Raw genomic sequence first — 22636 nt, forward strand, 5'->3', positions numbered from 1 at the left:
TTTGGGCAGTTAATCAAATTCATTGTGCACATCGTGACGCGGAGAGTCTCGCCCCAGCAACGGGGGCCCATACTTCTACACGCTGTAAAATCTGGGATGGACGGGACGGTATGATGAGAGAGGACTTTCCCCCCAGCAGAAACGGCAGTGTTACCTCGTGAAGACCGAGCAGGATCCGGGCCTTGCCAGTACAACGGGCAGCAGTACGGGTTTCAAACGCAAGGCGAAGGCCTACCTCGCGCTGACCAAACCGCGGGTCATTGAGCTGCTTCTGGTGACCACGCTACCTACCATGATCTTTGCCCAGGGCGGTCTGCCCGGTGTTTGGCTGATCATCTCCACCATGGTGGGCGGGGCCCTGGCGGCAGGTAGTGCAGGCTCGTTCAACTGCTATATCGACCGGGACATTGACAAAGTCATGCACCGTACGGAGAAGCGCCCGCTGGTCACCGGTGAGGTGACACCGCGGGAAGCACTGATCTTCTCCTGGGTCCTCGGCATCGCAGCCATCACCGTGCTGTGGTTCGGTGCGAACCCGCTGGCCGCCGCGCTCGGCGTGGCCGCGATCTTCTTCTACGTGGTGGTGTACTCGCTGATACTCAAGCGCCGCACCCCGCAGAACATCGTGTGGGGCGGCGCCGCTGGCTGCATGCCGGTCCTGATCGCCTGGGCCGCGGTGACCAACACCGTCGAGTGGCCCGCCGTCGTCCTCTTCCTCATCATCTTCCTGTGGACGCCGCCGCACTACTGGCCGCTCTCCATGAAGTACAGCGACGACTACAACGCAGCGAAGGTACCCATGCTGGGCGCCATCGCGGGAGCCCGCGTGGTCTCCGTCCAGGTGGTTCTCTACGCCTACGCCACCGTCGCCTGCTCCCTGCTGCTGATCCCCGTGGGCGGTGCCGGCTGGGTGTTCACCGTGGCCGCCGTTGCCGCTGGCATCTGGTTCCTGTCGGAAACGCACAAGCTGCACACCTCGGCCGTCCGCGGGACCGTGACCGACAAGGGCTCGATGAAGGTCTTCCACGGCTCCATCAGCTATCTCACCGTTGTGTTCCTGGCACTGGCCATCGACCCCTTCATCGGCGGCCCGGTCTTCTAACCCTGTGCGCCCCGCCGGGGGCAAGACAGCTAGCATGAGCACATGGTGTTCAACGGTCTTATCGCGTATCCGGTCACTCCCTTCCTCGAGAACGGTGACATCAATTTCCCCGAGCTGTCCTCGCTGGTGGCGTCGCTGGCGTCCTCAGGGGTTGATGCGATAGCGGTGCTCGGTTCATCGGGCAGTTTTGCCTACCTGAGCGCCGAGGAGCGCTCCAGGGTGGCCGAGACCGCCGTGGACGCCGTCAGCGCGTCGGGCGCCGACGTCCCGGTGGTGGTCGGCATCAGCTCGGTGGGCACCCGGGAGGTGCTGGACGCCGCCCGCGACGCGGAGCGCGTCGGTGCGTCGGGCGTGGTGCTGTCACCGGTCTCGTACGTGCCCCTGAACAACGACGAGGTGGCCGCGCAGACCGCTGCCGTCTGCGACGTGACGAACCTGCCTATTTGCCTCTACAACAATCCGGGCACCACGCAGTTCCACTACGATCTGGAACTGGTTGCCGAACTCCTGGACCTGCCCAACGTGGTCGCCTTCAAGGACACTGCCGCCGACGTCGTAACCTTCAGGCAGCGTTACGACCGGTTGCGGTCCCTGACCAACCAGCCGGTGAGCCACGGACTCAGCGGCGACCTCCTGATTGCCTCAGGCGATGTCGCCGCCGACGCCTGGCACACAGGCCCGGCTGCGCTGCTTCCCGTCGCCTACACCGAGTTCCGGGCGGCGGTCCTCAGCGGTGATGCGGCACGCATCGCTGAGTCGCGGAAACTCTTGCTCCCCGTGGTCCAGGCGGTCCTGCGGCTACGGAAACTGAGCGGGCTCCACTCGCTGGCGAAGGCCTGCGGCGTGAACGCCGGCGAACCCCGGCTACCCGTCCTGCCGGTCCCGGGCAGCGAGCAGCGCGACCTTGCCCGCCTGGTCGACGCGCTGGAGGTTACCGGGCGTCTCTGAGATCCGCCGATGCCACCCCGGCGCCCGCTGAACCGGCGCCTGCGGAATTGGTCGTCAGCGTGGCGCGCTCCTTGCGGCTGACCGCCAGATACAGGCTGTTCGCCATTGCTGCTGTCAACACTGAGGCCCCCAGCATGTGCAGGGCCACCAGGGCGACCGGCAGGTGGAGGAAATGCTGCAGGTAGCCGACGGCGCCCTGCGCCAGCACCACGGCGGCGAGGAGTTCCACCGACTTCCTCAGCCGTGGTGCCGAAGATTCGCGGTAGACGAGAACCAGCGCGACGGCGACCGTCAGGACCAGCAGGTAGACGGGCGCCGCATGGATGCGGGTCATCAGGTCCGGGTCGAGGTTGTTCCGGGCGGCGCCGGCGTCGCCCGCGTGGGGTCCGGAACCGGTGACGATGACGCCGAGGAAGACCGTAATCGCGGTGAGGGCCGCCGCGGCGGTCAGGATCTGCCGCAGGAGCCGCGAGCCGAGGGGCGAGGCTGAGCTCGCCGCCTGTGCGGTGCTGAGCCGGACCCGGTTGAGAAGCACAGTCGCCAGCACAATCAGGACCATCGAGACGATGAAGTGCCAGCCCACCACCCAGGGGTTGAGCTGGGTCAGGACGGTGATACCGCCGAGGATGGCCTGGGCGGGGATGCCGGCGGCCAGGGCGATCGCGAGCCGGAACAGATCTTTGCGCTCCTTGCGGAGGTTCCAGAGCGACACGACCATGGCGATGGCGATCGCCGTCAGGACGAAGGTGAGCAGCCGGTTCCCGAACTCGATGACCCCGTGGATGCCCATCTCCGGGGTGTTGACGATCGAGGTGGCGGTGCACCGGGGCCATTCGGGGCAACCCAGCCCCGACGCGGTGAGCCGGACGGCGCCCCCGGTGACCACGATCATGATCTGGGAGATCAGCGAAGCAAGGGCCAGTCGACGGACGAGCCGGGAGGTGGTGCGGGGGAGCTTCGCCGTGACGCGGCTCCAGCCGGTGGGTGCAGGGTGTGTCATGAAACTAACTCCATTTGAACCAGCGGATGGCGGCGAGGCTGGACAGGACTGCCCAGGCCACGAGGATGAGCAGGGCGGGGAGGTTGAACGCCCCGTCGATGAGCGCTGAGCGCAGTCCATCGCCGAGCGCGGCGGACGGCAGGATGTCGACAAACGGACGGATGGCGTCGGGCAGCAGGGTTCCCGGCAGCACGATGCCGCCGCCGACCGCCAGCAGGATCCACAGCAGGTTGGTCACAGCGAGGGTAGCCTCCGGGCGGAGGGTTCCGGCCACCAGGAGGCCCAGGCCGGTGAACGCGGCAGCGCCCAGGATCAATTGCACCAGCCCGATCAGCAGGCCCGCAGGATCGGGCCGCCATCCCAGGAGCGCCGCGGCCGTGCAGATCACCACCAGTTGAACCGCCAGCACCACGACGACGCCGAGCGCCTTGCCCAGGATCAGCCCGGGTTTGCCCAGGGGAGTGGTCGAGAGAAACCGCAGTACCCCGTACCGGCGGTCAAACCCGGTAGCGATCCCCTGTCCGGTGAACGCGGTGGACATGGCGCAGAGGGCGATGATGCCGGGGGTTGCGGCGTCGATTCGGCTCGATGCCATTCCGTCGAGGAACGGGGTGAGGACCAGTACCACCAGCCCCAGCAGTGGGAGGGCGATGGCGAGGACCAGCTGCTCACCGTTGCGGAGCATGGCCAGCGCCTCGTAGCGGCCCTGAAGGAGGATCCGTTTGGTCAGGGGAGCGGCCGTACTCATCGGATTTCCCGTCCGGAGATGTCAAGGAACACGTCTTCCAGGGAGCGTGGCTCCATGGTGATGGCGACCGGCAGAATTCCGGCGTCTTCCCACCACCGCGCCAGCGCCGTCAGGTCGGCAGGGGTGAAGCAGCCGGCCACCGAATACCGTCCCGGCTCGGTTTCCCGCAGGGTGAGTGCTGGAAACGCTGCTGCCGGGAGGTCCAGGCTGGGGACGGCCTGGAATCGCAGGTCACGGTAGGTGTCCCCAGCGTCGTCGGCGGTCAGGTCGGCCACCGTGCCGTGGGTCACCGTCCGGCCGCCGTCGAGAATATAGACGTAGTCGGCGAGCTTCTGGGCGTCGTCGAGCAGGTGGGTGGTGAGGATGATGGCCAACCCCTCGGCGCGGAGTTCGCGGATCAGGTCGAAGACGATGGTGCGTGACTGCGGATCCAGGCCAGCGCTCGGCTCATCAAGGAACAGCACTTCGGGGTTGCCGATCAGCGCGCAGGCCAAGGCGAGCCGCTGCTTCTGACCGCCGGATAGCCGCCGGATGCCGGTGCCGGCGTAGGAATTGATGCCCAGCCGGCCGGCCAGTTCAGCGACGGGCCTCGGCGAGCCATACATGGCCGCCACGTGGTTCAACAGGGCCAACGGTCGGGCCGACGGCGGAAGCCCGCCCTCCTGCAGCATGACCCCCACCCTGCTGCGCAGTGCCGCCCCGGCGTTGAATGGGTCTTCCCCCAGCAACCTGACGGTCCCACCGTTAGGGCGTTGCAGACCCTGCGCGCATTCAAGGGTGGTGGTCTTGCCGGCACCGTTGGCGCCCAGGAGGGCCGTCACCTGCCCGGGGTAGGCTCGAAGGTGGACGCCGTCGAGCACCCTGACCATTTTGCCGTCGAGCGCCGATACGGGTCCAAAGTCCTTGACGAGCGCTGTGACTTCAAGCGCGGGAGACGGGTTTGGCACTCAATTATTCTACGGCATGTAGTACAGGTGCCCATCCTGCGAGCGGCGCGCTGGGTAGCCTCACCTTACTGGCAGTAGGGAACAGATTAGGACATGATTGTGTTGTCTATTAAATGGACACAGAAATTTCTGTGGCTCCCGACGAGGCCGGATTCCAGAGGAGGCGAAATGAGCCAGATACAGCCAGCCAATACCTATCCGGCTCCAGCACGCCCAGCCGGTTCCCGGTCCGTGATGCCCCGCCCCTCCGACGCAGAAGACCGGACCCGCAGCAAGGTCCTGGCAGCGGTCCTGGAGCACGGACCCGTCAGCGCCGCCGAACTCGGCGAACGCCTCGGCTTCACCCCCGCAGCGGTCCGACGCCATCTTGACGCCCTGTCCCGCAAGCAGCTCATCGAAGTGAAACTCGTCGGTAATCCGTCCTCCGGCGCCGGCCGTCCCGCCCGGCTCTACGTCCTGAGCCAGCGTGGGCAGACCGAGCTCGGCACCGACTACCTTTCCATCGCCAAGGCCGCACTCACACAGTTGCAGGACGTGGCCGGCCCGGACGCCGTCGAGCAGTTCGCCCGCACCCGGTTCGCCGAAATGGAGTCCCGGTACCGTCCCCTGGTGGAAGCCGCAGGCCCGGACCTCGAAGACCGGGCGCGTGCCCTGGCCAGCGCCCTGACCACCGACGGTTTTGTCGGGTCGACCACGGTCGTGGGCCGGAACGCCCCCAACGCTGCCATGCTGGCCGTCCAGCTCTGCCAGGGGCACTGCCCCGTCCAGGAGCTGGCCGCCGAATTCCCGTCGTTCTGCGATCAGGAGACCGAAGTGTTCTCCCGGCTGCTCGGCGTCGATGTACGGCGGCTGTCGACGCTCGCCCGCGGCGGCCACGTCTGCACCACCCATATTCCCGTGGGCCGGGTTACACCTGCCCCCGCCGGAGCTGACACCTCCGAGCTAGAACCGACCGTATCCACCCATCAGCAAGAAAGGCCGTGATGACGGATCAAGTAGACCAGAAGACAATGGCAGAGGCAGCCGTTCCGGAAGCAGTAATCAGCGACATCCTGGAGCGCAACCCCGAGCTCGAAGGCATCGGTAACTATGCCTTCGGTTGGTCCGACAAGAACGACGTCGGTGCCAACGCCAAGCGTGGACTCAGCGAAGAGGTGGTCCGCGACATTTCGGCCAAGAAGGACGAGCCAGAATGGATGCTCGACCTGCGGCTGAAGGGCCTGAAGTACTTCGACCGGAAGCCCATGCCCGCATGGGGTGCCGACCTGTCGGGCATCGACTTCGACAACATCAAGTACTTCGTGCGTTCCACGGAGAAGCAGGCTGGCAGCTGGGAGGAACTCCCGGAGGACATCAAGAACACCTACGAGAAGCTCGGGATTCCCGAGGCCGAGCGTAACCGCCTCGTTTCCGGCGTGGCAGCCCAGTACGAGTCCGAGGTGGTCTACCACCAGATCAACGAGGAACTCGAACGCCAGGGTGTCATCTTCATGGACACCGACACCGCGTTGAAGGAACACCCCGAGTTCTTTGAGGAGTACTTCGGCTCCATCATCCCGGTGGGCGACAACAAGTTCGCCTCGCTGAACACCGCGGTCTGGTCCGGCGGCTCTTTCGTCTACGTGCCACCCGGCGTACACGTCGAAATCCCGCTGCAGGCCTACTTCCGCATCAACACCGAGAACATGGGCCAGTTCGAGCGCACCCTCATCATTGCCGACGAGGGTTCCTACGTGCACTACATCGAGGGCTGCACCGCCCCGATCTACACGTCGGACTCCCTGCACTCGGCCGTCGTCGAGATCGTGGTGAAGAAGGACGCCCGCGTCCGATACACCACCATCCAGAACTGGTCGAACAACGTGTACAACCTGGTCACCAAGCGGGCCATCGCCCACGAGGGCGCCACCATGGAGTGGGTCGACGGCAACATCGGCTCGAAGGTCACCATGAAGTACCCGGCCGTGTACCTGGTCGGCGAGCATGCCAAGGGCGAGACCCTGTCGATCGCGTTTGCCGGCGAGGGCCAGCACCAGGACACCGGGTCGAAGATGGTGCACATCGCGCCGAACACCAAGTCATCGATCATTTCCAAGTCGGTTGCCCGGGGTGGTGGGCGAGCCGCCTACCGCGGCCTGGTCCAGGTTCGCGAGGGTGCCAAGCATTCGGCGAACACCGTGCGGTGCGACGCTCTGCTGGTCGACACGATCTCGCGGTCGGACACGTACCCATACGTGGACATCCGTGAGGACGACGTCACGATGGGCCACGAGGCAACCGTCTCGCGGGTCAGCGAGGAACAGCTGTTCTACCTGATGTCCCGCGGCATGCCCGAGGATGAGGCCATGGCAATGATCGTGCGCGGATTCATCGAGCCGATCGCCCGTGAGCTCCCCATGGAGTACGCACTAGAACTGAACCGCCTGATCGAACTCCAGATGGAAGGGGCCGTGGGCTAACACATGGCTGAAGCTACCCAGCTGGACGCACCAGCGTCCGCAGAGAAAATTGCCATCGACGGTTTCACCGAGGAAGGGGAGAACCTTTCCCCCTTCAACGAAGGGACTGTGCAGCACGGCGCCAAGAAGCATAGCCACGGCGACGCCCCGGTCATCCCGGAGGCGTCCCGCGGGGAACGTCTGAAGTCCTACAAGCTGGCCGACTTTGCGCCACTGAATGGCCGGGAAGAGGACTGGCGGTTCACGCCGCTGAAGCGTCTGCGCGGCCTGCACAACCAGCCGCTGACCGGCGCGGGACCCACTGTTGACGTGACGGGTGCCACCAACGTCACCGTTGAGACGGTCGGTCGGGACGACTCGCGGATCGGCTCCGCGTCCGTTCCCGACGACCGGGTGTCGGCTGCGGCCTGGGAGGCGTTCACCGAGGCGACAGTGGTGACCATTCCGGTGGAGACCATTGCCGACGCCGACGTAAAGATCAGCATCAACGGTGTCGACGAGGCTCCGGCCGCGCAGCACCTGATCATCAACGCGGAACGCTTCTCGAAGGCAGTGGTGGTCCTGGACCATCACGGGAAAACCACCCTCGCGCAGAACGTCGAGATCGTCGTCGGAGACGGGGCCGAGCTCACGGTAGTCAGCGTGCAGGAATGGGACGACGACGCCGTTCACGCCTCCACCCAGCAGGCCAAAATCGGTCGGAACGCAAAGTTCAAGCACGTGGTGGTCAGCCTCGGCGGAGACCTGGTGCGGATGACCCCGTCGTCGCTCTTCACCGGACCCGGGTCCGAGGTGGAAATGTACGGACTGTACTTCGCCGACGCCGGCCAGCACCTGGAGCAGCGGCTCCTGGTGGACCACGCCGTACCGAACTGCAAATCCCGTGTCACGTACAAGGGCGCACTGCAGGGCCAGGACGCCCACACCGTGTGGGTCGGCGACGTGCTGATCCGCAAGGCGGCCGAGGGAACGGACACGTACGAGACGAACCGTAACCTCCTGTTGACCGACGGCACGCGCTCCGACTCGGTCCCCAACCTGGAGATCGAGACCGGGCTCATCGAGGGTGCCGGCCACGCCAGCGCCACCGGCCGGTTCGACGACGAGCACCTGTTCTACCTGATGGCACGCGGCATCGACGAGAAGACCGCCCGCCGGCTGGTGGTCCGCGGGTTCCTCAACGAGGTCATCCAGCAGATCAAGGTGCCAGAGCTCGAGGAACGGCTCACCGACGCCGTCGAGCGGGAACTCGCGGCAGGAAACATCTAATGGCCGACGCACCGAAGGGCGAGCTGGTCTGCAATGTCAACGACATTGAGGTCCGGCAGGCCCTGCGCATCCTGATCGACGACTACCCGGTGGCAGTGGTGAAGGACTCCGAGGGCGCCATCCACGCCCTCGGAGACACCTGCTCCCACGCCGACATCTCCCTCTCCGAGGGCGACGTCGAGGGGTGCGTCATCGAGTGCTGGGGCCACGGGTCGCAGTTCGACCTGCGCAGCGGTGCCCCGCTGCAGCTGCCAGCCTACGAACCCGTCCCGGTGTTTGCCCTGGAAATCCACGGCGACGAGGTCTACGTGGACATCAGCACCGTCACCAACGGTGCCGCTGTCCCTGACCTCGGTTAGCCACCCACACACTTTCGACCACCACGGTCTAACCCACATTGCACTCCCTGCCACGCAGGGCGCGAAGGAGAACCACAGATGTCCACCCTTGAAATCAAGGACCTCCACGTCAGCATCGAGACGGAGCAGGGGGCCCGGAAGCAGATCCTCAAAGGCGTCAGCCTGACCATCAACACCGGCGAGTCCCACGCCATCATGGGGCCCAACGGTTCCGGCAAGTCAACCCTCGCCTCCACGATCGCCGGCCACCCCCGGTACCTCGTGGACAGCGGATCCATCACCCTCGACGGTGAGGACGTCCTCGACATGAGCGTCGACGAGCGTGCCCGCGCAGGCCTCTTCCTGGCCATGCAGTACCCCGTTGAGGTGCCCGGCGTGACCATGACCAACTTCCTGCGCACCGCGAAGACCGCCCTGGACGGCAAGGCCCCGAGCCTGCGCCACTGGACCAAGGACGTCAAGGAAGCGATGTCGCAGCTGCGCATCGACGCCGACTTCGCCCAGCGCAACGTCAACGAGGGCTTCTCCGGCGGCGAGAAGAAGCGCGTCGAGATCCTCCAGCTCGAGCTCTTCAAGCCCCGCTTCGCCATCCTCGACGAGACCGACTCCGGCCTCGACGTCGACGCGCTCAAAGTGGTTTCAGAGGGCGTCAACCGCGAGCACTCCAAGGGCGGAATGGGTACCCTGTTGATTACCCACTACACACGGATCCTGCGCTACATCAAGCCTGACTTTGTGCACGTGTTCGTCGACGGCAGGATCGCCGAGCAGGGTGGCCCCGAGCTGGCCGACCGGCTTGAGGCCGAAGGCTACGACCGCTTCGGAACCCCCGCCCCGGCTTCAGCTGCTGCCCCGGCCGGCGCCTAGGTTCGTTGGTAGTGAGCTCGGTGACGCTTCGAGAAGGTAGACAACAATGAGTGAAGTGAACGCGGGACAGACCGCGATAGACGACGTCGAGGAAGCCCTCAAGGACGTGATTGACCCCGAGCTGGGCGTCAACATCGTCGACCTGGGCCTCCTCTACGGGCTCAAGTACGCCGACGACGGCGCCCTCCTGATCGACATGACGCTCACGACGGCGGCCTGCCCGCTGACGGACGTCATCGAGGAGCAGGTGGGGCAGTCGCTCGACGGGGTCGTCGACGACTGGCGTCTGAACTGGGTGTGGATGCCGCCCTGGGGTCCCGAGAAGATCACCGAGGACGGCCGCGACCAGATGCGGGCCCTCGGGTTCAACATCTAGGTCTAGGACAGCGCAGGATTCAAGACAACGCAGTATTTAGGACGGCGCAGTATTCAGGACAGGGCGATCCGGTAGTCCGCAGTGTAAAACGGCAGCCGCACCAGATATTTCTGGTGCGGCTGCCGTTTTTCTGCTGTGCCGGCCGTTCTGCGGCTGCCATTTTCACTGCGGTCGCCGTTTCCTGGTGCGTTAGCCATCCTCCGGGCCGGACTCGCCAAGCCCGCGGGCAGCCAGCGCTTCACCGGTCTGGTGCGCGTAGGCGACCGCGCCGATGACCACCGGGATGACCAGGGCCCGCGGGTTCCGCTCCAGGCCGCGCGCCCTCGCCGCGTCCCGGACGTCAGCGACCGAGCCGACAAGGTAGGGAATGCTGCGGGTCATGAGGGCAAGGGTCAGCCCAAACCGCTCCGGATCTGCTCCCACCCGGCGGAACGGGACGGCAAGGGTTACCAGCCCATCCAGCAGACGCTGCCCCTCGGTGGTCAGGGTGAGCAGGCGGGCAGCCAGGAGACAGGTGGCAATGTTCCCCACGAGCAGCACCGCCGGCGCAGGGCCGTTGACGATCACCTGGTACCCGCCGAGGATGACCAGCATCGGCCAGACCGGGGCCAACGGCCGCCACAGGTGCACCGGCGCCAGCCGAGCACCCACCAGATACCCGACGACGACCAGCACCAGGGCCGCCCCGGTGACCGCGGGACGATTGGCCAGCAGTACGCCCGTCGACAGGAGCAGGACGGCGAGGCCCTTCGACCATAGAGGAGCGCGGTGCAGCCGCGAGTCACCCTCCACGTAGGTGCCCAACAGGCTTCCGTGGCCCCTCACCGGTCGTCTCCCGGCAGCGCTTCCGCGTCCAGGTGCAGGCGGCGGTAGTGGTCGATGGCGGTGCGGGGAGCGCCGTCGAACACCAGTCGTCCGTCGTCGATCACTAAAACCCGGTCGCTGTCGCCCGCGAACTCCAGGTCATGCGTCGTGAAGACCAGCTGCTGGTCGAGGCCGCTGAACAGCCGCCGGACCCGGCGCTCATTGCGCAGGTCCAGGAGGGTGGTGGGTTCGTCGGCCACAAGGATGCCGGGGTCGACGGCGAGGACGGCAGCCAGTGCCATCAGCTGCCGCTCACCACCCGAAAGGTCATAGATACTCTGCTCGGCCAGGGACGCCAGCCCCAGGCGCTCCAGGACAGCCAGGGCGGCGGTCCGTCGTTCGGTGGGGTTCCGGAGACGGGCGCGCAACGACAGCTCCACGTCTTCGAGTCCCGTGGGCATCACGAGTTGCGACAGGGGATCGGTGAAGACGAACCCGACGCGCTGGCGGACCGCCCGGCCGGCCTTGACCGTGTCGAGTCCCTCCACCGCCACCCGTCCGGCCGTAGGGGGGACCAGGCCGTTGATGAGCTTCAGCAGGGTGGATTTACCCGACCCATTGGCACCGATCACCGCGATCCGACGCTCGGTGAGACTGAGGTTAAGGGGCGCCAGGATCCGGCGCTCACCCTCCGGTCCCGTGACGCTGACCGCGGCACCCTCAAAGACAATCATGGTTTTATCCGGTGCGACCGCCCGCTCAGGAAGCAGTCCCGGCGGCGGTTACCGGGCGCCGACCGGTACCGATCAACCGGGGGAACGCACGGTGCACGCTCAGCCCGATGGCCGCGGCGACCAGGTTTTTCAGCACATCGCCGGGCAAATAGATGACGTCGGCGGCGACGGCTGCCATCAGATCCAGCTTTCCGTTGATCATCAGACCCGCAATACCGAGGGGATGGATGACCAGCAGGCTGCTGACCAGGCAGGCCGCGAAAAGAGCTGCGTACCGGAACCTTTGGACCCTGGCCAGCACCAGTCGTGCCAGGAAACCGGCGACCAGCGCGGCAAGGGGAAAGGCCAGCAGGTACCCGGCGGACGGGCCCGCGAGAACCCCGACACCCCCGCTGAAGCCGCTGAAAATGGGAAGTCCGGCCAGTCCGACGACCAGATACAGGGCCACCGCCGCGAATCCTCGGCCCGGGCCGAGGACAATTCCCGTGACCATGACGGCGAGGGTCTGGAGGGTCAGCGGCACACCGAGCGGGCCGACGGGGATAGCGGGTAGGATTGCAAGAGCGGCCACCAAGGCCGCGAAGACCGCGATCAGCGAAAGATCCGTGGCATTCCAGCGGCGCCTGGCGTGAGTGGGAGTATCCACAGCGGCGGCCGCCGGAACCTGATTCTTCAGACGCATGATGGCTCTTTCTGTTAGTTATCGACAACAGCTTGCCGTCACTTACTGAGATTAGTGCCCCCGGATCCAAATTCGCTTGTAGGTTTCCTACAAAACTAGGCATCCAGCAACCATCCGATGGTGCGGACCCGTCCATTGAAAGGCCACGTAATTGATTACCGTCTCGAACTTAGAGCTGCGCGCGGGAGCACGCCTGCTCATGGATGCGGTGTCATTCCGTGTTGACCGCGGGGACAAGATTGGCCTGGTGGGGCGCAACGGTGCCGGTAAGACCACACTCACCCGCGTCATGGCGGGGGAGGGGCTGCCCGCCGGCGGCACCGTCAGCCGCAAGGGTGAGATCGGTTACCTGCCCCAGGATCCGCGCACCCCGGACATGGCCCAGCTGGCACGCGACCGCATCCTGTCCGCCCGCAACCTGGACGTCGTCGTCACCAAGCTCCGCGCGGCCCAGGAAGACATGGCCAGCGAGAACAACGCGGTGCGTGACAAGGCCATGGCCCGCTACGACCGGATTGAGGCGGAGTTCCTCGCCCACGGCGGCTACGCGGCAGAAGCCGAAGCTGCTGCCATCTCCTCCAACCTTGCCCTCCCGGACCGGATCCTCAACCAGTCCTTGAGCACCCTTTCCGGTGGCCAGCGCCGTCGTGTCGAGCTGGCGCGCATTCTCTATTCGGGTGCCGAGACGATGCTCCTCGATGAGCCCACCAACCACCTCGACGCCGATTCCATCACCTGGCTGCGGGAATTCCTGAAGAACCACCAGGGTGGACTGATCGTGATCAGCCACGATGTGGACCTCCTGGAGGCGACGGTGAACAAGGTATTCCACCTGGACGCCAACCGCGCCACGATCGACATCTACAACATCGGCTGGAAGCGCTACCTGCAGCAGCGTGAAACAGACGAGCGCGCGCGGAAGCGTGAGCGTGCCAACACGGAGAAGAAGGCCCAGGTTCTCATGGATCAGGCCAACAAGATGCGCGCGAAGGCCACCAAGGCCGTCGCCGCGCAGAACATGGCGAAGCGCGCCGAACGTCTCCTTGGCGGGCTGGAAGCGGTGCGTGCGCAGGACCGCGTCGCCGCCCTGCGCTTCCCCGAACCCTCGCCGTGTGGCAAGACGCCGATGACCGCTGAGGGTCTCAGCAAGTCCTACGGGTCACTGGAGATCTTCACCGACGTCGACCTGGCCATCGACAGGGGATCGAAGGTCGTGATCCTCGGACTCAACGGTGCAGGCAAAACCACCCTGCTGCGGATGCTGGCGGGCGTTGACAAGCCCGATACCGGCGAGGTCATCCCCGGCCACGGCCTGAAGGTGGGCTACTACGCCCAGGAGCACGAAACCCTCGATACCGAGCGGACCGTGCTGGAGAACATGCGCTCGTCGGCGCCGGACATGAAAGACGCGGAGGTCCGTGGTGTTCTCGGGTCGTTCCTGTTCACGGGTGACGACGTCGACAAGCCTGCGGGCGTGCTTTCCGGTGGTGAGAAGACGAGACTGGCCCTGGCCACGATCGTCGCGTCGTCAGCGAATGTCCTGCTCCTCGATGAACCGACCAACAACCTCGACCCCGCGAGCCGCGCCGAAATTCTCGATGCACTCCGCAACTACAGCGGCGCCGTCGTCCTGGTCAGCCACGACGAGGGGGCAGTGGAAGCACTGAACCCGGAGCGGGTGGTCCTGCTGCCCGACGGCGTCGAGGACCTGTGGAGCGACGATTACCTCGACCTGGTGACGATGGCCTAGAACGATGGCCTAGAGAGTGCGGGCCGGGTTCTTGCGAGCCTGGCTACTGGGAGCGTGACTACAGCTAGCGTGACTACGGCGGAGCTGGCTGCAACCGACCTGGAAGCCGTCCGCTAGTAGCCGCGCGCGTCGAGATAGGCGTCCTCTTCTTCCTCGGCGGTCGGCCGGCGCTGTCGCCTGACTGGCGCGGCCTGCACGGTGCCGTTGGCTTCCGCCAGGTCTTCCTCATCGGAACGCTGCTGCTGTCGGGCGGCGTAGCCGAAGCCGACGAAGAGGAGGGCGCCGAACGCAAACCACTGCATCGAGTAGGACAGGTGTGGTCCGGAGTCCAGGTAGGGACGGGGGAAGATCTGGGGCGACGTCGCGGGGCTGGGACTCTCTGCCGACATCAGGCCGTAAGCACCGGTCTGCAGGTCGTAGCCGACCACCTCCTGGTACCGGGTGAGGTCAATCGACGGGATCTGGCCGTCGGGCGCGCCGCGATTCAGCTCTGGCTCACCGGGTTTGATCCTGGCGGTCACCGTCACTTCACCCTCTGGCGGTTGCGGGAAAGCGTCGGGACGTCCCGCCTCATCGTTGCCGATGGGAAGCCAGCCCCGGTTGATGACCACGGCTGACCCGTCGGGGAGCTGCAGTGGCACCAGCACCTCGTAGCCCGGCCGCCCGCTGAAGGGGCGGTTACGGACCACAAGCTGGTTGGCCGTGTCATAGGTGCCGGTCAGCTCAAGGGGCAGCCACTCCTCCGCCGGGTCGAAGGACCTGAAATCAGCGGACCCAGCAGCATAGGGCACCGCCGGCTGATCGTAGTTGGCCTCGATCCGCTCGATCGTGTCAGCCAGCTGATCCCGACGGTCCAACTGCCACATGCCGAGCGCACCGCAGGCGAGGGCCAGGACAGTCACGAGCGCCAGCCAACCGAGCCAGCGGGGTGAGATAAGGAACCGATACATCTAGTCCGTGTTCCCGCCAGTAGAATTTTCCGCCGTGGCACTCTCTGCAGTGGCACTTGCTCCGGTGGTGTTGTCCGCGGTGGCGCTCTCTGCGTTGGTGCTTTCTCCGGTGGCACTTTCTCCGGTGGTGCTGTCAGCGGGGCTGCTTCCTCCCGATGCCGTGCCTTGTGAAGGGTTCCCCTCCGGGTGGGACCCAGCCAGGGGAAGGGTCTCCTTCCACAGACCACGGGTCTGTAGGTAGTCCTCAAGCCAGTCCCGGTGGTCGGCACAGGCCACCCAGGTCTTGCGGCGGTCTGGGGTGTGGATTTTGGGGTTGTTCCAGAGCAGCTGCCAGGCAGCCGGCAGGCGGCAGGCCTTGCGCGAGCAGACAGCCTCCGCGGGCCGCTCGTCCGGGGCAGGGTTGAGCTGCTGCAGCTGGTCAAGAAGGTTCATGCGGTGGGTCGGCCCTTGTCACGGTCGATGTACTCACGGTCGATGTACTCACGGTCAGCGTCCTGGATGGCAGTGGGATCGATGTCGTCGTCGATAATCTCGCCCTGCAGCACATCGTCGGCAGGCTCCACCGGGGCCGGAGCCATGGGCTCAAGCGCTGGGAGCGGCACATTGTCAATGAGGGACTGGCTGTGCGGGATGTCGCTTGTGTCGGATCCTCCGTTGGCGAAGATCACGGCGAAGTAGGGGAGGACAACCGCGCCCGCGATGACCACCCACTGCAGCCAACCCTCGACGAAGAACACCAGAACGAGACACACCAGGCGGATCCCCATCGAAATGGAGTACTTGATCATCCGCCCGCGGACTTCGTCACTATGAGGGGTTCGCGCGTCAGTAATACTGTGTACGTCAGCGCCGTGCCGGATCTGCTTGCTCATCACACTCCAAGGGACTTCTCAATTGTCTCACCCAGTGCTCCAGTTGTTAAAAGCCCCAGCGACACCAAAGGTTCCCTCCTGCCGCAAACTTGCGGTTGCGTGGGCGCCAGCTAGGATCGGCAGGGATAGTTGGAGCAATGATTTTGGAGGATTCCGTGGCAGACGCCGAACAGGGACGCAGTGTTTTGGTAACCGGAGGCAACCGCGGCATCGGGCTCGCCATTGCGCAGGCCTTTGTCGAGAACGGCGACCGGGTGGCCATCACCTACCGCAGCGGCGACGTTCCCGAGGGCATGCTGGGCGTCAAGGCCGACGTCACCAGCGAGGACCAGGTTGATGCGGCGTTCTCCGCCGTCGAGGAAGCCCACGGTCCGGTTGAGGTGCTCGTCGCCAATGCCGGGATCACCCGCGACACCCTGCTGATGCGGATGAGCGAGTCCGACTTCACCGACGTCATCGACACCAACCTCACCGGTGCTTTCCGCGTCATCAAGCGCGCGTCGAAGGGCATGATCCGGCTTCGCAAGGGCCGCGTGGTCCTGATCTCCTCCGTCACGGGCCTGTACGGCGCACCAGGCCAGATCAATTACTCGGCCTCCAAGGCGGGCCTGATCGGCATCGCCCGCTCGCTCACCCGGGAGCTCGGCTCGCGGGGGATCACCGCCAATGTCGTGGCCCCAGGTTTCATCAACACCGACATGACCGCCGAACTGCCTGAGGACACCCGCAAGAATTATCTCGCGACGATCCCTGCCCGCCGCTTCGCCGAGCCCACTGAGGTAGCCAACGTGGTGAAGTGGATAGCCAGCGACGACGCCGGCTACATCTCCGGTGCCGTCATCCCGGTTGACGGCGGTCTGGGCATGGGCCACTAGCGCCGTGTGAGAACCCCGTGCGGCATCTTCACCTCATTCATCAAACCTAAGGAGTACCCATGGCTGCGCTGACCGGCACAACCGCAATCGTTACTGGATCATCACGGGGAATCGGGGCTGATGTCGCGAAACTGCTCGCCGACGAGGGTGCCGCCGTCGTCGTGAACTACCGCCAGAAGGCACCCCGCGCTGCGAAGGTGGTGGCCGGGATCGAGGCTGCCGGGGGCAAGGCCGTCGCCGTGGGCGCCGACCTCACCACCGCTGAGGGGTCGGCAGCGCTGATCCAGGCAGCCGTCGACAACTTCGGCGGGCTAGGCCTGCTGGTCCTCAACGCGTCCGGCGGGATGGAATCGGGGGTCGAGGAAGACTACGCCCTGAAACTCAACCGCGATGCCCAGGTCAACATGCTGCGCGCCGCGATGGAGGTCATGCCTGCAGGGTCGCGGGTGGTTTTCATCACCAGCCACCAGGCGCACTTCATCAATGAAGTCCCCACCATGGCAGCCTACGAGGCCGTTGCCCGCAGCAAGCGTGCCGGCGAGGACGCGCTCCGCGAGCTTCTCCCCGAGCTGGAAGCCAAGGGCATCACCCTTGTGGTGGTCTCCGGCGACATGATCGAGGGCACTGTCACCGCCACCCTGCTCGACCGGGCCACCCCGGGGGCTATCGAGGCACGCCGCGAGCAGGCAGGGAAGCTCTACTCAGTCGCCGAGTTTGCTGCCGAAATCGCGAAAATGGCCACCGCGGATGTGCCCAACGGCCACACCGAGTACGTCGGCGGTCACGAATACTTCACCAGGTAACCGGTTCGCTCACCGCCCCCGGATCGACTCCCGGGGGCAGTGGGGATCAGGTCAGTGCCTGCTGAAGTACTTGACCACGTCCAGGTAGGGCAGATCGATGGATGCGTCCGCGGCGGCCCGCACCGCGGGCTTCGCGTTGAACGCCACGCCCAGTCCGGCCGCCGTGAGCATGTCCAGGTCATTCGCTCCGTCGCCGACGGCGATGGTCCGATCCACCGGAACACCCGCCTCAGCAGCCCAGCGCCGCAGGGAACGCTCCTTCGCCGCACGGTCCACCACGGGGCCCACCACCTCACCGGTGAGGTACCCGTCGGCACTGATTCCCAACAGGTTGGCCTCGGCGAACGTCAGGCAGAGCTGCGCGGCGAGGGGATCCAGCAGCTGGGTGAACCCGCCCGAAACAGCGGCGACGGCGTGCCCTGAGGCCAGATAGTGCCGCACCAGCTCCGCCGCGCCATCGCTGAGTTCGATGGTTGCCCCCACATCGGTGAGGACGCTGGCGGGAAGTCCCTTGAGCACCGCCACCCGTGAGCGCAGGCTCTGGGTGAAGTCGATGTCCCCGCGCATTGCCGCCTCGGTGACCGCCGCGACCTCGGCCTGACGCCCGGCGTGCGCAGCGAGCAGCTCGATGACCTCCTGACGGATCAGGGTGGAGTCAACGTCCATGATGAGCAGTTTCCGGCCCTCCGCCAGCAATGCCGGTGGAACGACGGCGCACCCGTGGCCGCCGGTGACCCGGGACTGCACCGCTGTGCGGAGCTCTGTTGCGGTGCCGTCGAAGGAAACCAGGAGGGTGGACGCCTGGAAACGGGACTCGTCGGCGTTCTCCAACTCGACGATCTGCGCTCCGGTCTCCTGCACCGCGCCCTGCACGGCGATCAGGAAGTCATCCGCGAGTTCCATGCCGTAACTGACCACACCGAATTCCCTGGGCATATTCCTCAGCTTTCACTAATCGTCGTGCAGCCGGATCGCCGTCCGCTTCCTTTAGTCATTATGGGCATGCGCCGGGCGGCGTCCGAAATCGTTGCCCGGCGACGGCGCCGTCCACGGGACCCATCCGGTGACGGGTGAGCCGTTTCGCGTTTGCCCCGGCAGTTGGCCTAATGTCTAGTGCTATGAGTGATGTTCTTGAGTTAGCTGGGGTAAGCCTTGTCCGGGGCGGTAAGAAGCTGTTGGACAGTGTGGACTGGCAGGTCAAGGAGGGCGAACGCTGGGTGATCATGGGTCCCAATGGTGCCGGCAAGACCACTTTGCTGCAGGTGGCCGGAGCGCGGATCCACCCCACCACCGGAGTGGCAGGCATTCTCGATGAAGTACTCGGTGCCGTTGACGTGTTTGAACTACGGCCACGCATCGGGCTCGCCTCCGCGGCCCTCGCCGCACAGATTCCCGAGCACGAAACGGTGCTGAACGTGGTCGTTACCGCCTCCTACGGCGTAACCGGCCGGTGGCGGGAGCAGTACGAGAAGCAGGACGCGCGCCGGGCCTTCGCCCTTCTCGACACGTGGGGCATGTCGACCTTCATGAACCGCAAGTTTTCCTCCCTCAGTGAGGGGGAGCGCAAACGGGTCCAGATCGCCCGTGCCCTGATGACCGACCCCGAACTGTTGCTGTTGGACGAGCCCGGCGCAGGACTCGACCTCGCCGGCCGGGAAGACCTGATCAGCCGCCTCACCACCCTGGCGCAGGACGAGGAAGCACCCGTCATGATCCTGGTGACCCACCACCTGGAAGAGGTGCCTCCGGGGTTCACCCACGCCATGCTGATGCGCGACGGCGGGATCGTGGCGTCCGGCCCCATCGACACCGTGTTCACCGAGGAGCATCTCAGCGCGGCGTTCGACGTGCCCTTGGACGTCCGCCAGCAGGACGGCCGCTACACGGCTGTCGCCCGCGTCAGCGCCTGATATCCAGGGAACCTGCTGATGGAACTATTGCAGGGCGCCCTGATCTTTGTCGCCGGGCTGTGGGCGGGCGCCATCAACTCGGTGGTCGGCTCCGGCACCCTCGTGACCTTCCCCGTGTTGCTCGCCCTGGGGTTTGCGCCGGTGACTGCCACGATCAGCAATGCGATGGGGCTGATTGCCGGCGGCGTCTCGGGCACCTGGGGGTACCGCCGGGAACTCGCTGGCCTCCGCTCGACCATCCTGCGCCTCCTGCCCGCCTCAATCCTGGGCGGCATCACCGGGGCGGCACTGCTGCTGAATCTCCCGGAGCAGGTGTTCGAATTCGCCGCACCGGTGCTGATCATCATCGCCCTCGGCTTCGTGATTTTTCAGCCCGCCTTGCAACGACGGGTCCTCCTCCGGGCGGAACGCCGAGAATCCACCGGTTCGCACCCCGTCGGACTGACCATCCTGGTGTACCTGGCTGGCGTCTACGGCGGGTACTTCGTGGCTGCGCAGGGGATCCTGCTGGTGGGCATTCTGGGGATCTTCCTCCACGGAACCATCCAGAATGCCACGGCGGTGAAGAACCTGCTGGTACTGGCTGTGAACGTGGTGGCGGGAATCTCCTACATGCTCTTCGCCTTTGACCGGATCAACTGGTGGGTGGTGCTGGTCATCGCGGTCAGCTCGCTGATTGGCGGGTTCCTGGGCGCGCTGATCGGCCGCCGGTTGCGGCCGGTGGTGTTGCGCTCCATCATCGTGGCGCTCGGACTGGTGGCCCTGTACATCATGGTTGCGCGGTTGGTGATCGGATGAGCATCCACCGGCTCGTTGACCCGGCCGACCCGCGGGTGTCGGATTACACCTCGCTCACCGACACCCAGCTGCGCCGTCGCAGGGAGCCTGCCGAGGGTCTCTACATCGCCGAAAGCACCAAGGTGCTTCGCCGCGCGGTCGACGCCGGCCACACGCCGCGGTCCTTCTTCCTCACCGACAAGTGGCTGCCCGACCTGCAGGACCTGCTGGACAGTTTCCCGGACGTCCCGGCGTACGTCGGGACCGAGCACATCCTTGAGCAGATCACCGGCTTCCATCTTCACCGCGGGGCCCTGGCCGCCATGGACCGGCCACGCCCGCTGGCGCTTGCCGACGTCCTGAACGGAGCCCGCCGGATCGCGGTCCTGGAGGACATCGTCGACCACACCAACCTCGGTGCCATCTTCCGTTCCGCTGCGGCGCTCGGCGTCGACGCCGTCTTGATCAGTCCCCGGTGTGCCGACCCGCTGTACCGGAGGGCGATCCGGGTCAGTATGGGCGTCGTTTTCCAGGTGCCCTGGGTGCGGCTGACCGACTGGCCAACCCAGCTCGCCGACTTGCAGGACGCCGGGTTTGTGGTTGCGGGGCTGGCGTTGGGGGAGCGGTCCGTGGACCTCGACGAGCTCAGCGCGGCACGCCACGAGCGGCTGGCCCTGGTCCTCGGCACCGAGGGCGACGGGCTCACCCAGGCGACCCTGGACCTCGCCGACCAGAGCGTGCAGATCCCGATGCGGGCGGGCGTCGATTCGCTCAATGTGGCCGCTGCCAGCGCCGTCGCGTTCTGGGAATGCCGCCTCAGCTAGGCGGGCCACGCGCACCGTTGGCCTTTTAGCCGCGAAGGCGCGCGGTGCGGTAGAGTAGGTTGCTGGTCCACGGGCCAAACAACTTTTCCAACCCCCTTGTGCCTGGCCAAATCCAGGCAACTAACGAAGGTAACACTGTGAAGTCTGATATCCACCCCAAGTACTCAACGGTTGTCTTCCGCGACCTCGCGTCCGAGAAGTCATTCCTGACCCGGTCCACCGTGACCTCCAAGAAGACCATTGAATGGGAAGACGGGAACACCTACCCACTGGTCGAGGTCGAAATCTCCTCCGAATCGCACCCTTTCTACACCGGCAAGCAGCGGATCATGGACTCCGCCGGCCGCGTGGAGCGCTTCAACGCCCGCTTCAAGGGCTTCGGCAAGAAGTAACGCCGACCGCGGCCTAGTTCTGCCGGATGGGTCCGGACCACTTCGGTGGTCCGGACCCATTTCTCGTTCACCACCCACTACGCCTCCAAGGAGCCACCAGATGACCAGCCCACTCCCCGCGGGAGAACTGCACGGCGAGTACAAGGTGCCCGGCGGAAAGCTTGTCGCCGCTGACTTCACCGTTGACGGCGGTTTCCTGACCAAGGTGTCAATTAACGGTGACTTCTTCCTTGAACCCGATGAGGCGCTCGACGACATCAACCGGGCGCTGGAGGGCCAGCCGGCAGCTGCGACGCACGGGGAGCTGACCGCGGCCGTCGCGCAGGGCCTGGACCCGGCAGCCCAGCTGTTCGGCTTTTCCCCGGAGGCGGTGGCGACGGCGGTCCGCCGCGCGCTGGGGTTGGCTACCGGCTGGTCCGACCACCAGTGGGATGTCATCGCCCCCACGCCCCTGTCCACCGAGATGCATGTCGCCATGGATGAGGTGCTGACCCGTGAGGTGGGCGACGGCCGTCGCAACCCGACCCTCCGGTTCTGGGAGTGGGAATCGCCGTCGGTGGTGATCGGCAGTTTCCAGTCGATGCGCAACGAGGTCGATCCTGACGGGGTGGCGCGGCACGGCGTGAGCGTGGTCCGGCGGGTCAGCGGCGGGGGAGCGATGTTCATGGAACACGGTAACGCCATCACCTACTCCCTGTACCTGCCGCAAACCCTCGTGGATTCGCTGAGCTTCGCCGAGTCCTACCCGTTCCTGGATGCCTGGGTGATGGAGGCCCTCCGGACGCTCGGCATTGAGGCCTGGTACCAGCCGCTGAACGACATCGCCACCGACGTCGGCAAGATCGGAGGGGCAGCGCAGAAACGGCTGAGCAATGGCGGAATGCTCCACCACGTCACCATGTCCTACGACATCGACGCGGACAAGATGCTCGAGGTGCTGCGGATCGGCAAGGAGAAGCTGTCCGACAAGGGCACGCGGAGCGCCAAGAAACGGGTCGACCCGCTCCGCCGCCAGACCGGTCGCAGCCGGGAGGACATCATCAGGGTCATGATTGACACGTTCAAGGCGCGGTACGGTGCGCAGGACTCGACCTTCACCGAGGCTGAGCTCGCCCGCGCCGGACAGCTCGTGGACGAGAAATTCGGCACCTCCGACTGGCTTTACCGGGTGCCCTAGGCACCGGATCT

Annotated in this window: 26 protein-coding genes and 1 pseudogene; 16 read left to right on the forward strand and 11 right to left on the reverse strand. The window is 65.7% G+C overall.

The genetic code is table 11. The features are described 5' to 3' along the window. The first annotated feature begins 157 nt into the window (after nt 1–157). Nucleotides 158–1102: a heme o synthase gene (locus IWX64_RS09475; RefSeq protein WP_196866882.1), complete on the forward strand. Its 945-nt coding sequence runs from the start codon at nt 158–160 to the stop codon at nt 1100–1102. A 42-nt stretch (nt 1103–1144) separates the two neighbouring features. Next, the gene (locus IWX64_RS09480; RefSeq protein ID WP_196866883.1) at nt 1145–2050 is read left to right on the forward strand and encodes a dihydrodipicolinate synthase family protein; all 906 of its coding nucleotides are present in this window, start codon (nt 1145–1147) and stop codon (nt 2048–2050) included. On the opposite strand, the gene IWX64_RS09485 is transcribed toward IWX64_RS09480, so the two are convergent. From IWX64_RS09485 to IWX64_RS09495, 3 genes are read right to left on the reverse strand one after another with little or no spacing between them, the layout of a single operon-like run. Continuing rightward, on the reverse strand, nt 2034–3050 hold the full coding sequence (locus tag IWX64_RS09485; RefSeq protein WP_334683228.1) for a COX15/CtaA family protein: 1017 nt from the start codon (nt 3048–3050) through the stop codon (nt 2034–2036). The genes IWX64_RS09480 and IWX64_RS09485 overlap by 17 nt on opposite strands. A gap of 4 nt (nt 3051–3054) precedes the next feature. Beyond that, nucleotides 3055–3798, reverse strand: coding sequence for an ABC transporter permease (locus IWX64_RS09490; RefSeq protein WP_196866884.1), 744 nt, complete (start codon nt 3796–3798; stop codon nt 3055–3057). Continuing rightward, a complete protein-coding gene (locus tag IWX64_RS09495; RefSeq protein ID WP_196866885.1) occupies nt 3795–4745 on the reverse strand; it encodes an ABC transporter ATP-binding protein in 951 nt (316 codons plus the stop codon). The genes IWX64_RS09490 and IWX64_RS09495 overlap by 4 nt, the downstream gene beginning before the upstream one ends. A gap of 168 nt (nt 4746–4913) precedes the next feature. Between IWX64_RS09495 and IWX64_RS09500 the strand changes: the two genes are divergently transcribed. The 6 genes from IWX64_RS09500 to IWX64_RS09525 all read left to right on the forward strand — a co-directional run bounded on the left by IWX64_RS09500 (nt 4914) and on the right by IWX64_RS09525 (nt 10075). After that, nucleotides 4914–5729 carry a helix-turn-helix transcriptional regulator gene (locus IWX64_RS09500; RefSeq protein WP_196866886.1) on the forward strand — a complete coding sequence of 272 codons (816 nt, stop codon included), beginning with the start codon at nt 4914–4916 and terminating at the stop codon, nt 5727–5729. Further along, nucleotides 5729–7204: a Fe-S cluster assembly protein SufB gene (sufB, locus tag IWX64_RS09505; protein ID WP_171585131.1), complete on the forward strand. Its 1476-nt coding sequence runs from the start codon at nt 5729–5731 to the stop codon at nt 7202–7204. Before IWX64_RS09500 ends, sufB begins: the two co-directional genes overlap by 1 nt. A gap of 3 nt (nt 7205–7207) precedes the next feature. Next, nucleotides 7208–8473 carry a Fe-S cluster assembly protein SufD gene (gene sufD, locus IWX64_RS09510; RefSeq protein WP_196866887.1) on the forward strand — a complete coding sequence of 422 codons (1266 nt, stop codon included), beginning with the start codon at nt 7208–7210 and terminating at the stop codon, nt 8471–8473. After that, nucleotides 8473–8832, forward strand: a complete 360-nt coding sequence (locus IWX64_RS09515; RefSeq protein ID WP_196866888.1) for a non-heme iron oxygenase ferredoxin subunit — start codon at nt 8473–8475, stop codon at nt 8830–8832. The genes sufD and IWX64_RS09515 overlap by 1 nt, the downstream gene beginning before the upstream one ends. 78 nt (nt 8833–8910) lie before the next feature. Further along, nucleotides 8911–9699 carry a Fe-S cluster assembly ATPase SufC gene (sufC, locus tag IWX64_RS09520; protein WP_196866889.1) on the forward strand — a complete coding sequence of 263 codons (789 nt, stop codon included), beginning with the start codon at nt 8911–8913 and terminating at the stop codon, nt 9697–9699. A 46-nt stretch (nt 9700–9745) separates the two neighbouring features. Next, the gene (locus tag IWX64_RS09525) at nt 9746–10075 is read left to right on the forward strand and encodes a metal-sulfur cluster assembly factor (RefSeq protein WP_196841456.1); all 330 of its coding nucleotides are present in this window, start codon (nt 9746–9748) and stop codon (nt 10073–10075) included. A gap of 53 nt (nt 10076–10128) precedes the next feature. Here the strand turns inward: IWX64_RS09525 and IWX64_RS09530 are convergent, their stop codons facing one another. Genes IWX64_RS09530 through IWX64_RS09545 form a run of 4 tightly spaced genes read right to left on the reverse strand, consistent with a single transcriptional unit; the run spans nt 10129 to nt 12295 of the window. Then, nucleotides 10129–10272, reverse strand: coding sequence for a hypothetical protein (locus tag IWX64_RS09530; RefSeq protein ID WP_196866890.1), 144 nt, complete (start codon nt 10270–10272; stop codon nt 10129–10131). Continuing rightward, a complete protein-coding gene (locus IWX64_RS09535; RefSeq protein ID WP_196866891.1) occupies nt 10265–10900 on the reverse strand; it encodes an energy-coupling factor transporter transmembrane component T family protein in 636 nt (211 codons plus the stop codon). The genes IWX64_RS09530 and IWX64_RS09535 overlap by 8 nt, the downstream gene beginning before the upstream one ends. Next, complete coding sequence (locus IWX64_RS09540) at nt 10897–11613, reverse strand: energy-coupling factor ABC transporter ATP-binding protein (protein WP_196866892.1); 717 nt, start codon at nt 11611–11613, stop codon at nt 10897–10899. The genes IWX64_RS09535 and IWX64_RS09540 overlap by 4 nt, the downstream gene beginning before the upstream one ends. A 25-nt stretch (nt 11614–11638) precedes the next feature. After that, nucleotides 11639–12295 (reverse strand): biotin transporter BioY, encoded by a 657-nt coding sequence (locus tag IWX64_RS09545; RefSeq protein WP_196866893.1) that lies wholly within the window; start codon nt 12293–12295, stop codon nt 11639–11641. A gap of 151 nt (nt 12296–12446) precedes the next feature. On the opposite strand from IWX64_RS09545, the gene IWX64_RS09550 reads away from it, so the two are divergent. Next, the gene (locus IWX64_RS09550; RefSeq protein WP_196866894.1) at nt 12447–14045 is read left to right on the forward strand and encodes an ABC-F family ATP-binding cassette domain-containing protein; all 1599 of its coding nucleotides are present in this window, start codon (nt 12447–12449) and stop codon (nt 14043–14045) included. 113 nt (nt 14046–14158) lie between these two features. Here the strand turns inward: IWX64_RS09550 and IWX64_RS09555 are convergent, their stop codons facing one another. The 3 genes and pseudogenes from IWX64_RS09555 to IWX64_RS09565 all read right to left on the reverse strand — a co-directional run bounded on the left by IWX64_RS09555 (nt 14159) and on the right by IWX64_RS09565 (nt 15867). After that, the gene (locus IWX64_RS09555) at nt 14159–14995 is read right to left on the reverse strand and encodes an SURF1 family cytochrome oxidase biogenesis protein (protein WP_196866895.1); all 837 of its coding nucleotides are present in this window, start codon (nt 14993–14995) and stop codon (nt 14159–14161) included. A gap of 174 nt (nt 14996–15169) precedes the next feature. Beyond that, a pseudogene (locus IWX64_RS09560) lies at nt 15170–15427 on the reverse strand (hypothetical protein); the annotation flags it as partial. Further along, nucleotides 15424–15867 (reverse strand): DUF3099 domain-containing protein, encoded by a 444-nt coding sequence (locus IWX64_RS09565; protein WP_196866896.1) that lies wholly within the window; start codon nt 15865–15867, stop codon nt 15424–15426. The pseudogene IWX64_RS09560 and the gene IWX64_RS09565, both read right to left, overlap by 4 nt. A gap of 137 nt (nt 15868–16004) precedes the next feature. Here IWX64_RS09565 and IWX64_RS09570 point away from each other — a divergent pair, with 137 nt between their 5' ends. Next, on the forward strand, nt 16005–16742 hold the full coding sequence (locus IWX64_RS09570) for a beta-ketoacyl-ACP reductase (RefSeq protein WP_196866897.1): 738 nt from the start codon (nt 16005–16007) through the stop codon (nt 16740–16742). Nucleotides 16743–16801: 59 nt separating this feature from the next. Continuing rightward, nucleotides 16802–17545, forward strand: a complete 744-nt coding sequence (locus IWX64_RS09575) for an SDR family oxidoreductase (protein WP_196866898.1) — start codon at nt 16802–16804, stop codon at nt 17543–17545. A 51-nt stretch (nt 17546–17596) separates the two neighbouring features. Here IWX64_RS09575 and serB read toward each other — a convergent pair whose 3' ends face one another. Beyond that, nucleotides 17597–18481, reverse strand: coding sequence for a phosphoserine phosphatase SerB (gene serB / locus IWX64_RS09580; protein ID WP_196866899.1), 885 nt, complete (start codon nt 18479–18481; stop codon nt 17597–17599). Nucleotides 18482–18663: 182 nt separating this feature from the next. Here serB and IWX64_RS09585 point away from each other — a divergent pair, with 182 nt between their 5' ends. The 5 genes from IWX64_RS09585 (at nt 18664) to IWX64_RS09605 (ending at nt 22625) form a co-directional block, all read left to right on the forward strand. Beyond that, nucleotides 18664–19455 (forward strand): ABC transporter ATP-binding protein, encoded by a 792-nt coding sequence (locus IWX64_RS09585; protein WP_196866900.1) that lies wholly within the window; start codon nt 18664–18666, stop codon nt 19453–19455. 18 nt (nt 19456–19473) lie between these two features. Beyond that, nucleotides 19474–20253: a sulfite exporter TauE/SafE family protein gene (locus tag IWX64_RS09590; RefSeq protein WP_196866901.1), complete on the forward strand. Its 780-nt coding sequence runs from the start codon at nt 19474–19476 to the stop codon at nt 20251–20253. Beyond that, nucleotides 20250–21056 carry a TrmH family RNA methyltransferase gene (locus IWX64_RS09595; RefSeq protein WP_196866902.1) on the forward strand — a complete coding sequence of 269 codons (807 nt, stop codon included), beginning with the start codon at nt 20250–20252 and terminating at the stop codon, nt 21054–21056. Before IWX64_RS09590 ends, IWX64_RS09595 begins: the two co-directional genes overlap by 4 nt. A 137-nt stretch (nt 21057–21193) precedes the next feature. Next, complete coding sequence (locus tag IWX64_RS09600) at nt 21194–21448, forward strand: type B 50S ribosomal protein L31 (protein WP_171585149.1); 255 nt, start codon at nt 21194–21196, stop codon at nt 21446–21448. A gap of 100 nt (nt 21449–21548) precedes the next feature. After that, nucleotides 21549–22625: a lipoate--protein ligase family protein gene (locus tag IWX64_RS09605; protein ID WP_196866903.1), complete on the forward strand. Its 1077-nt coding sequence runs from the start codon at nt 21549–21551 to the stop codon at nt 22623–22625. The last annotated feature ends 11 nt before the right edge of the window (nt 22626–22636 follow it).

This window comes from Arthrobacter sp. CAN_A212 (assembly GCF_015752345.1).
GTDB lineage: Bacteria > Actinomycetota > Actinomycetes > Actinomycetales > Micrococcaceae > Arthrobacter_D.

Bases quoted from the DNA above. Each gene is read 5' to 3' on its own strand.
- IWX64_RS09480 (WP_196866883.1), top strand. From the start codon at position 1,145: ATGGTGTTCAACGGTCTTATCGCGTATCCGGTCACTCCCTTCCTCGAG.
- IWX64_RS09485 (WP_334683228.1), bottom strand. From the start codon at position 3,050: ATGACACACCCTGCACCCACCGGCTGGAGCCGCGTCACGGCGAAGCTC.
- IWX64_RS09490 (WP_196866884.1), bottom strand. From the start codon at position 3,798: ATGAGTACGGCCGCTCCCCTGACCAAACGGATCCTCCTTCAGGGCCGC.
- IWX64_RS09500 (WP_196866886.1), top strand. From the start codon at position 4,914: ATGAGCCAGATACAGCCAGCCAATACCTATCCGGCTCCAGCACGCCCA.
- sufB (WP_171585131.1), top strand. From the start codon at position 5,729: ATGACGGATCAAGTAGACCAGAAGACAATGGCAGAGGCAGCCGTTCCG.
- sufD (WP_196866887.1), top strand. From the start codon at position 7,208: ATGGCTGAAGCTACCCAGCTGGACGCACCAGCGTCCGCAGAGAAAATT.
- IWX64_RS09515 (WP_196866888.1), top strand. From the start codon at position 8,473: ATGGCCGACGCACCGAAGGGCGAGCTGGTCTGCAATGTCAACGACATT.
- sufC (WP_196866889.1), top strand. From the start codon at position 8,911: ATGTCCACCCTTGAAATCAAGGACCTCCACGTCAGCATCGAGACGGAG.
- IWX64_RS09525 (WP_196841456.1), top strand. From the start codon at position 9,746: ATGAGTGAAGTGAACGCGGGACAGACCGCGATAGACGACGTCGAGGAA.
- IWX64_RS09530 (WP_196866890.1), bottom strand. From the start codon at position 10,272: ATGGCTAACGCACCAGGAAACGGCGACCGCAGTGAAAATGGCAGCCGC.
- IWX64_RS09540 (WP_196866892.1), bottom strand. From the start codon at position 11,613: ATGATTGTCTTTGAGGGTGCCGCGGTCAGCGTCACGGGACCGGAGGGT.
- IWX64_RS09545 (WP_196866893.1), bottom strand. From the start codon at position 12,295: ATGCGTCTGAAGAATCAGGTTCCGGCGGCCGCCGCTGTGGATACTCCC.
- IWX64_RS09555 (WP_196866895.1), bottom strand. From the start codon at position 14,995: ATGTATCGGTTCCTTATCTCACCCCGCTGGCTCGGTTGGCTGGCGCTC.
- IWX64_RS09565 (WP_196866896.1), bottom strand. From the start codon at position 15,867: ATGAGCAAGCAGATCCGGCACGGCGCTGACGTACACAGTATTACTGAC.
- IWX64_RS09570 (WP_196866897.1), top strand. From the start codon at position 16,005: ATGATTTTGGAGGATTCCGTGGCAGACGCCGAACAGGGACGCAGTGTT.
- IWX64_RS09575 (WP_196866898.1), top strand. From the start codon at position 16,802: ATGGCTGCGCTGACCGGCACAACCGCAATCGTTACTGGATCATCACGG.
- serB (WP_196866899.1), bottom strand. From the start codon at position 18,481: ATGCCCAGGGAATTCGGTGTGGTCAGTTACGGCATGGAACTCGCGGAT.
- IWX64_RS09585 (WP_196866900.1), top strand. From the start codon at position 18,664: ATGAGTGATGTTCTTGAGTTAGCTGGGGTAAGCCTTGTCCGGGGCGGT.
- IWX64_RS09590 (WP_196866901.1), top strand. From the start codon at position 19,474: ATGGAACTATTGCAGGGCGCCCTGATCTTTGTCGCCGGGCTGTGGGCG.
- IWX64_RS09595 (WP_196866902.1), top strand. From the start codon at position 20,250: ATGAGCATCCACCGGCTCGTTGACCCGGCCGACCCGCGGGTGTCGGAT.
- IWX64_RS09605 (WP_196866903.1), top strand. From the start codon at position 21,549: ATGACCAGCCCACTCCCCGCGGGAGAACTGCACGGCGAGTACAAGGTG.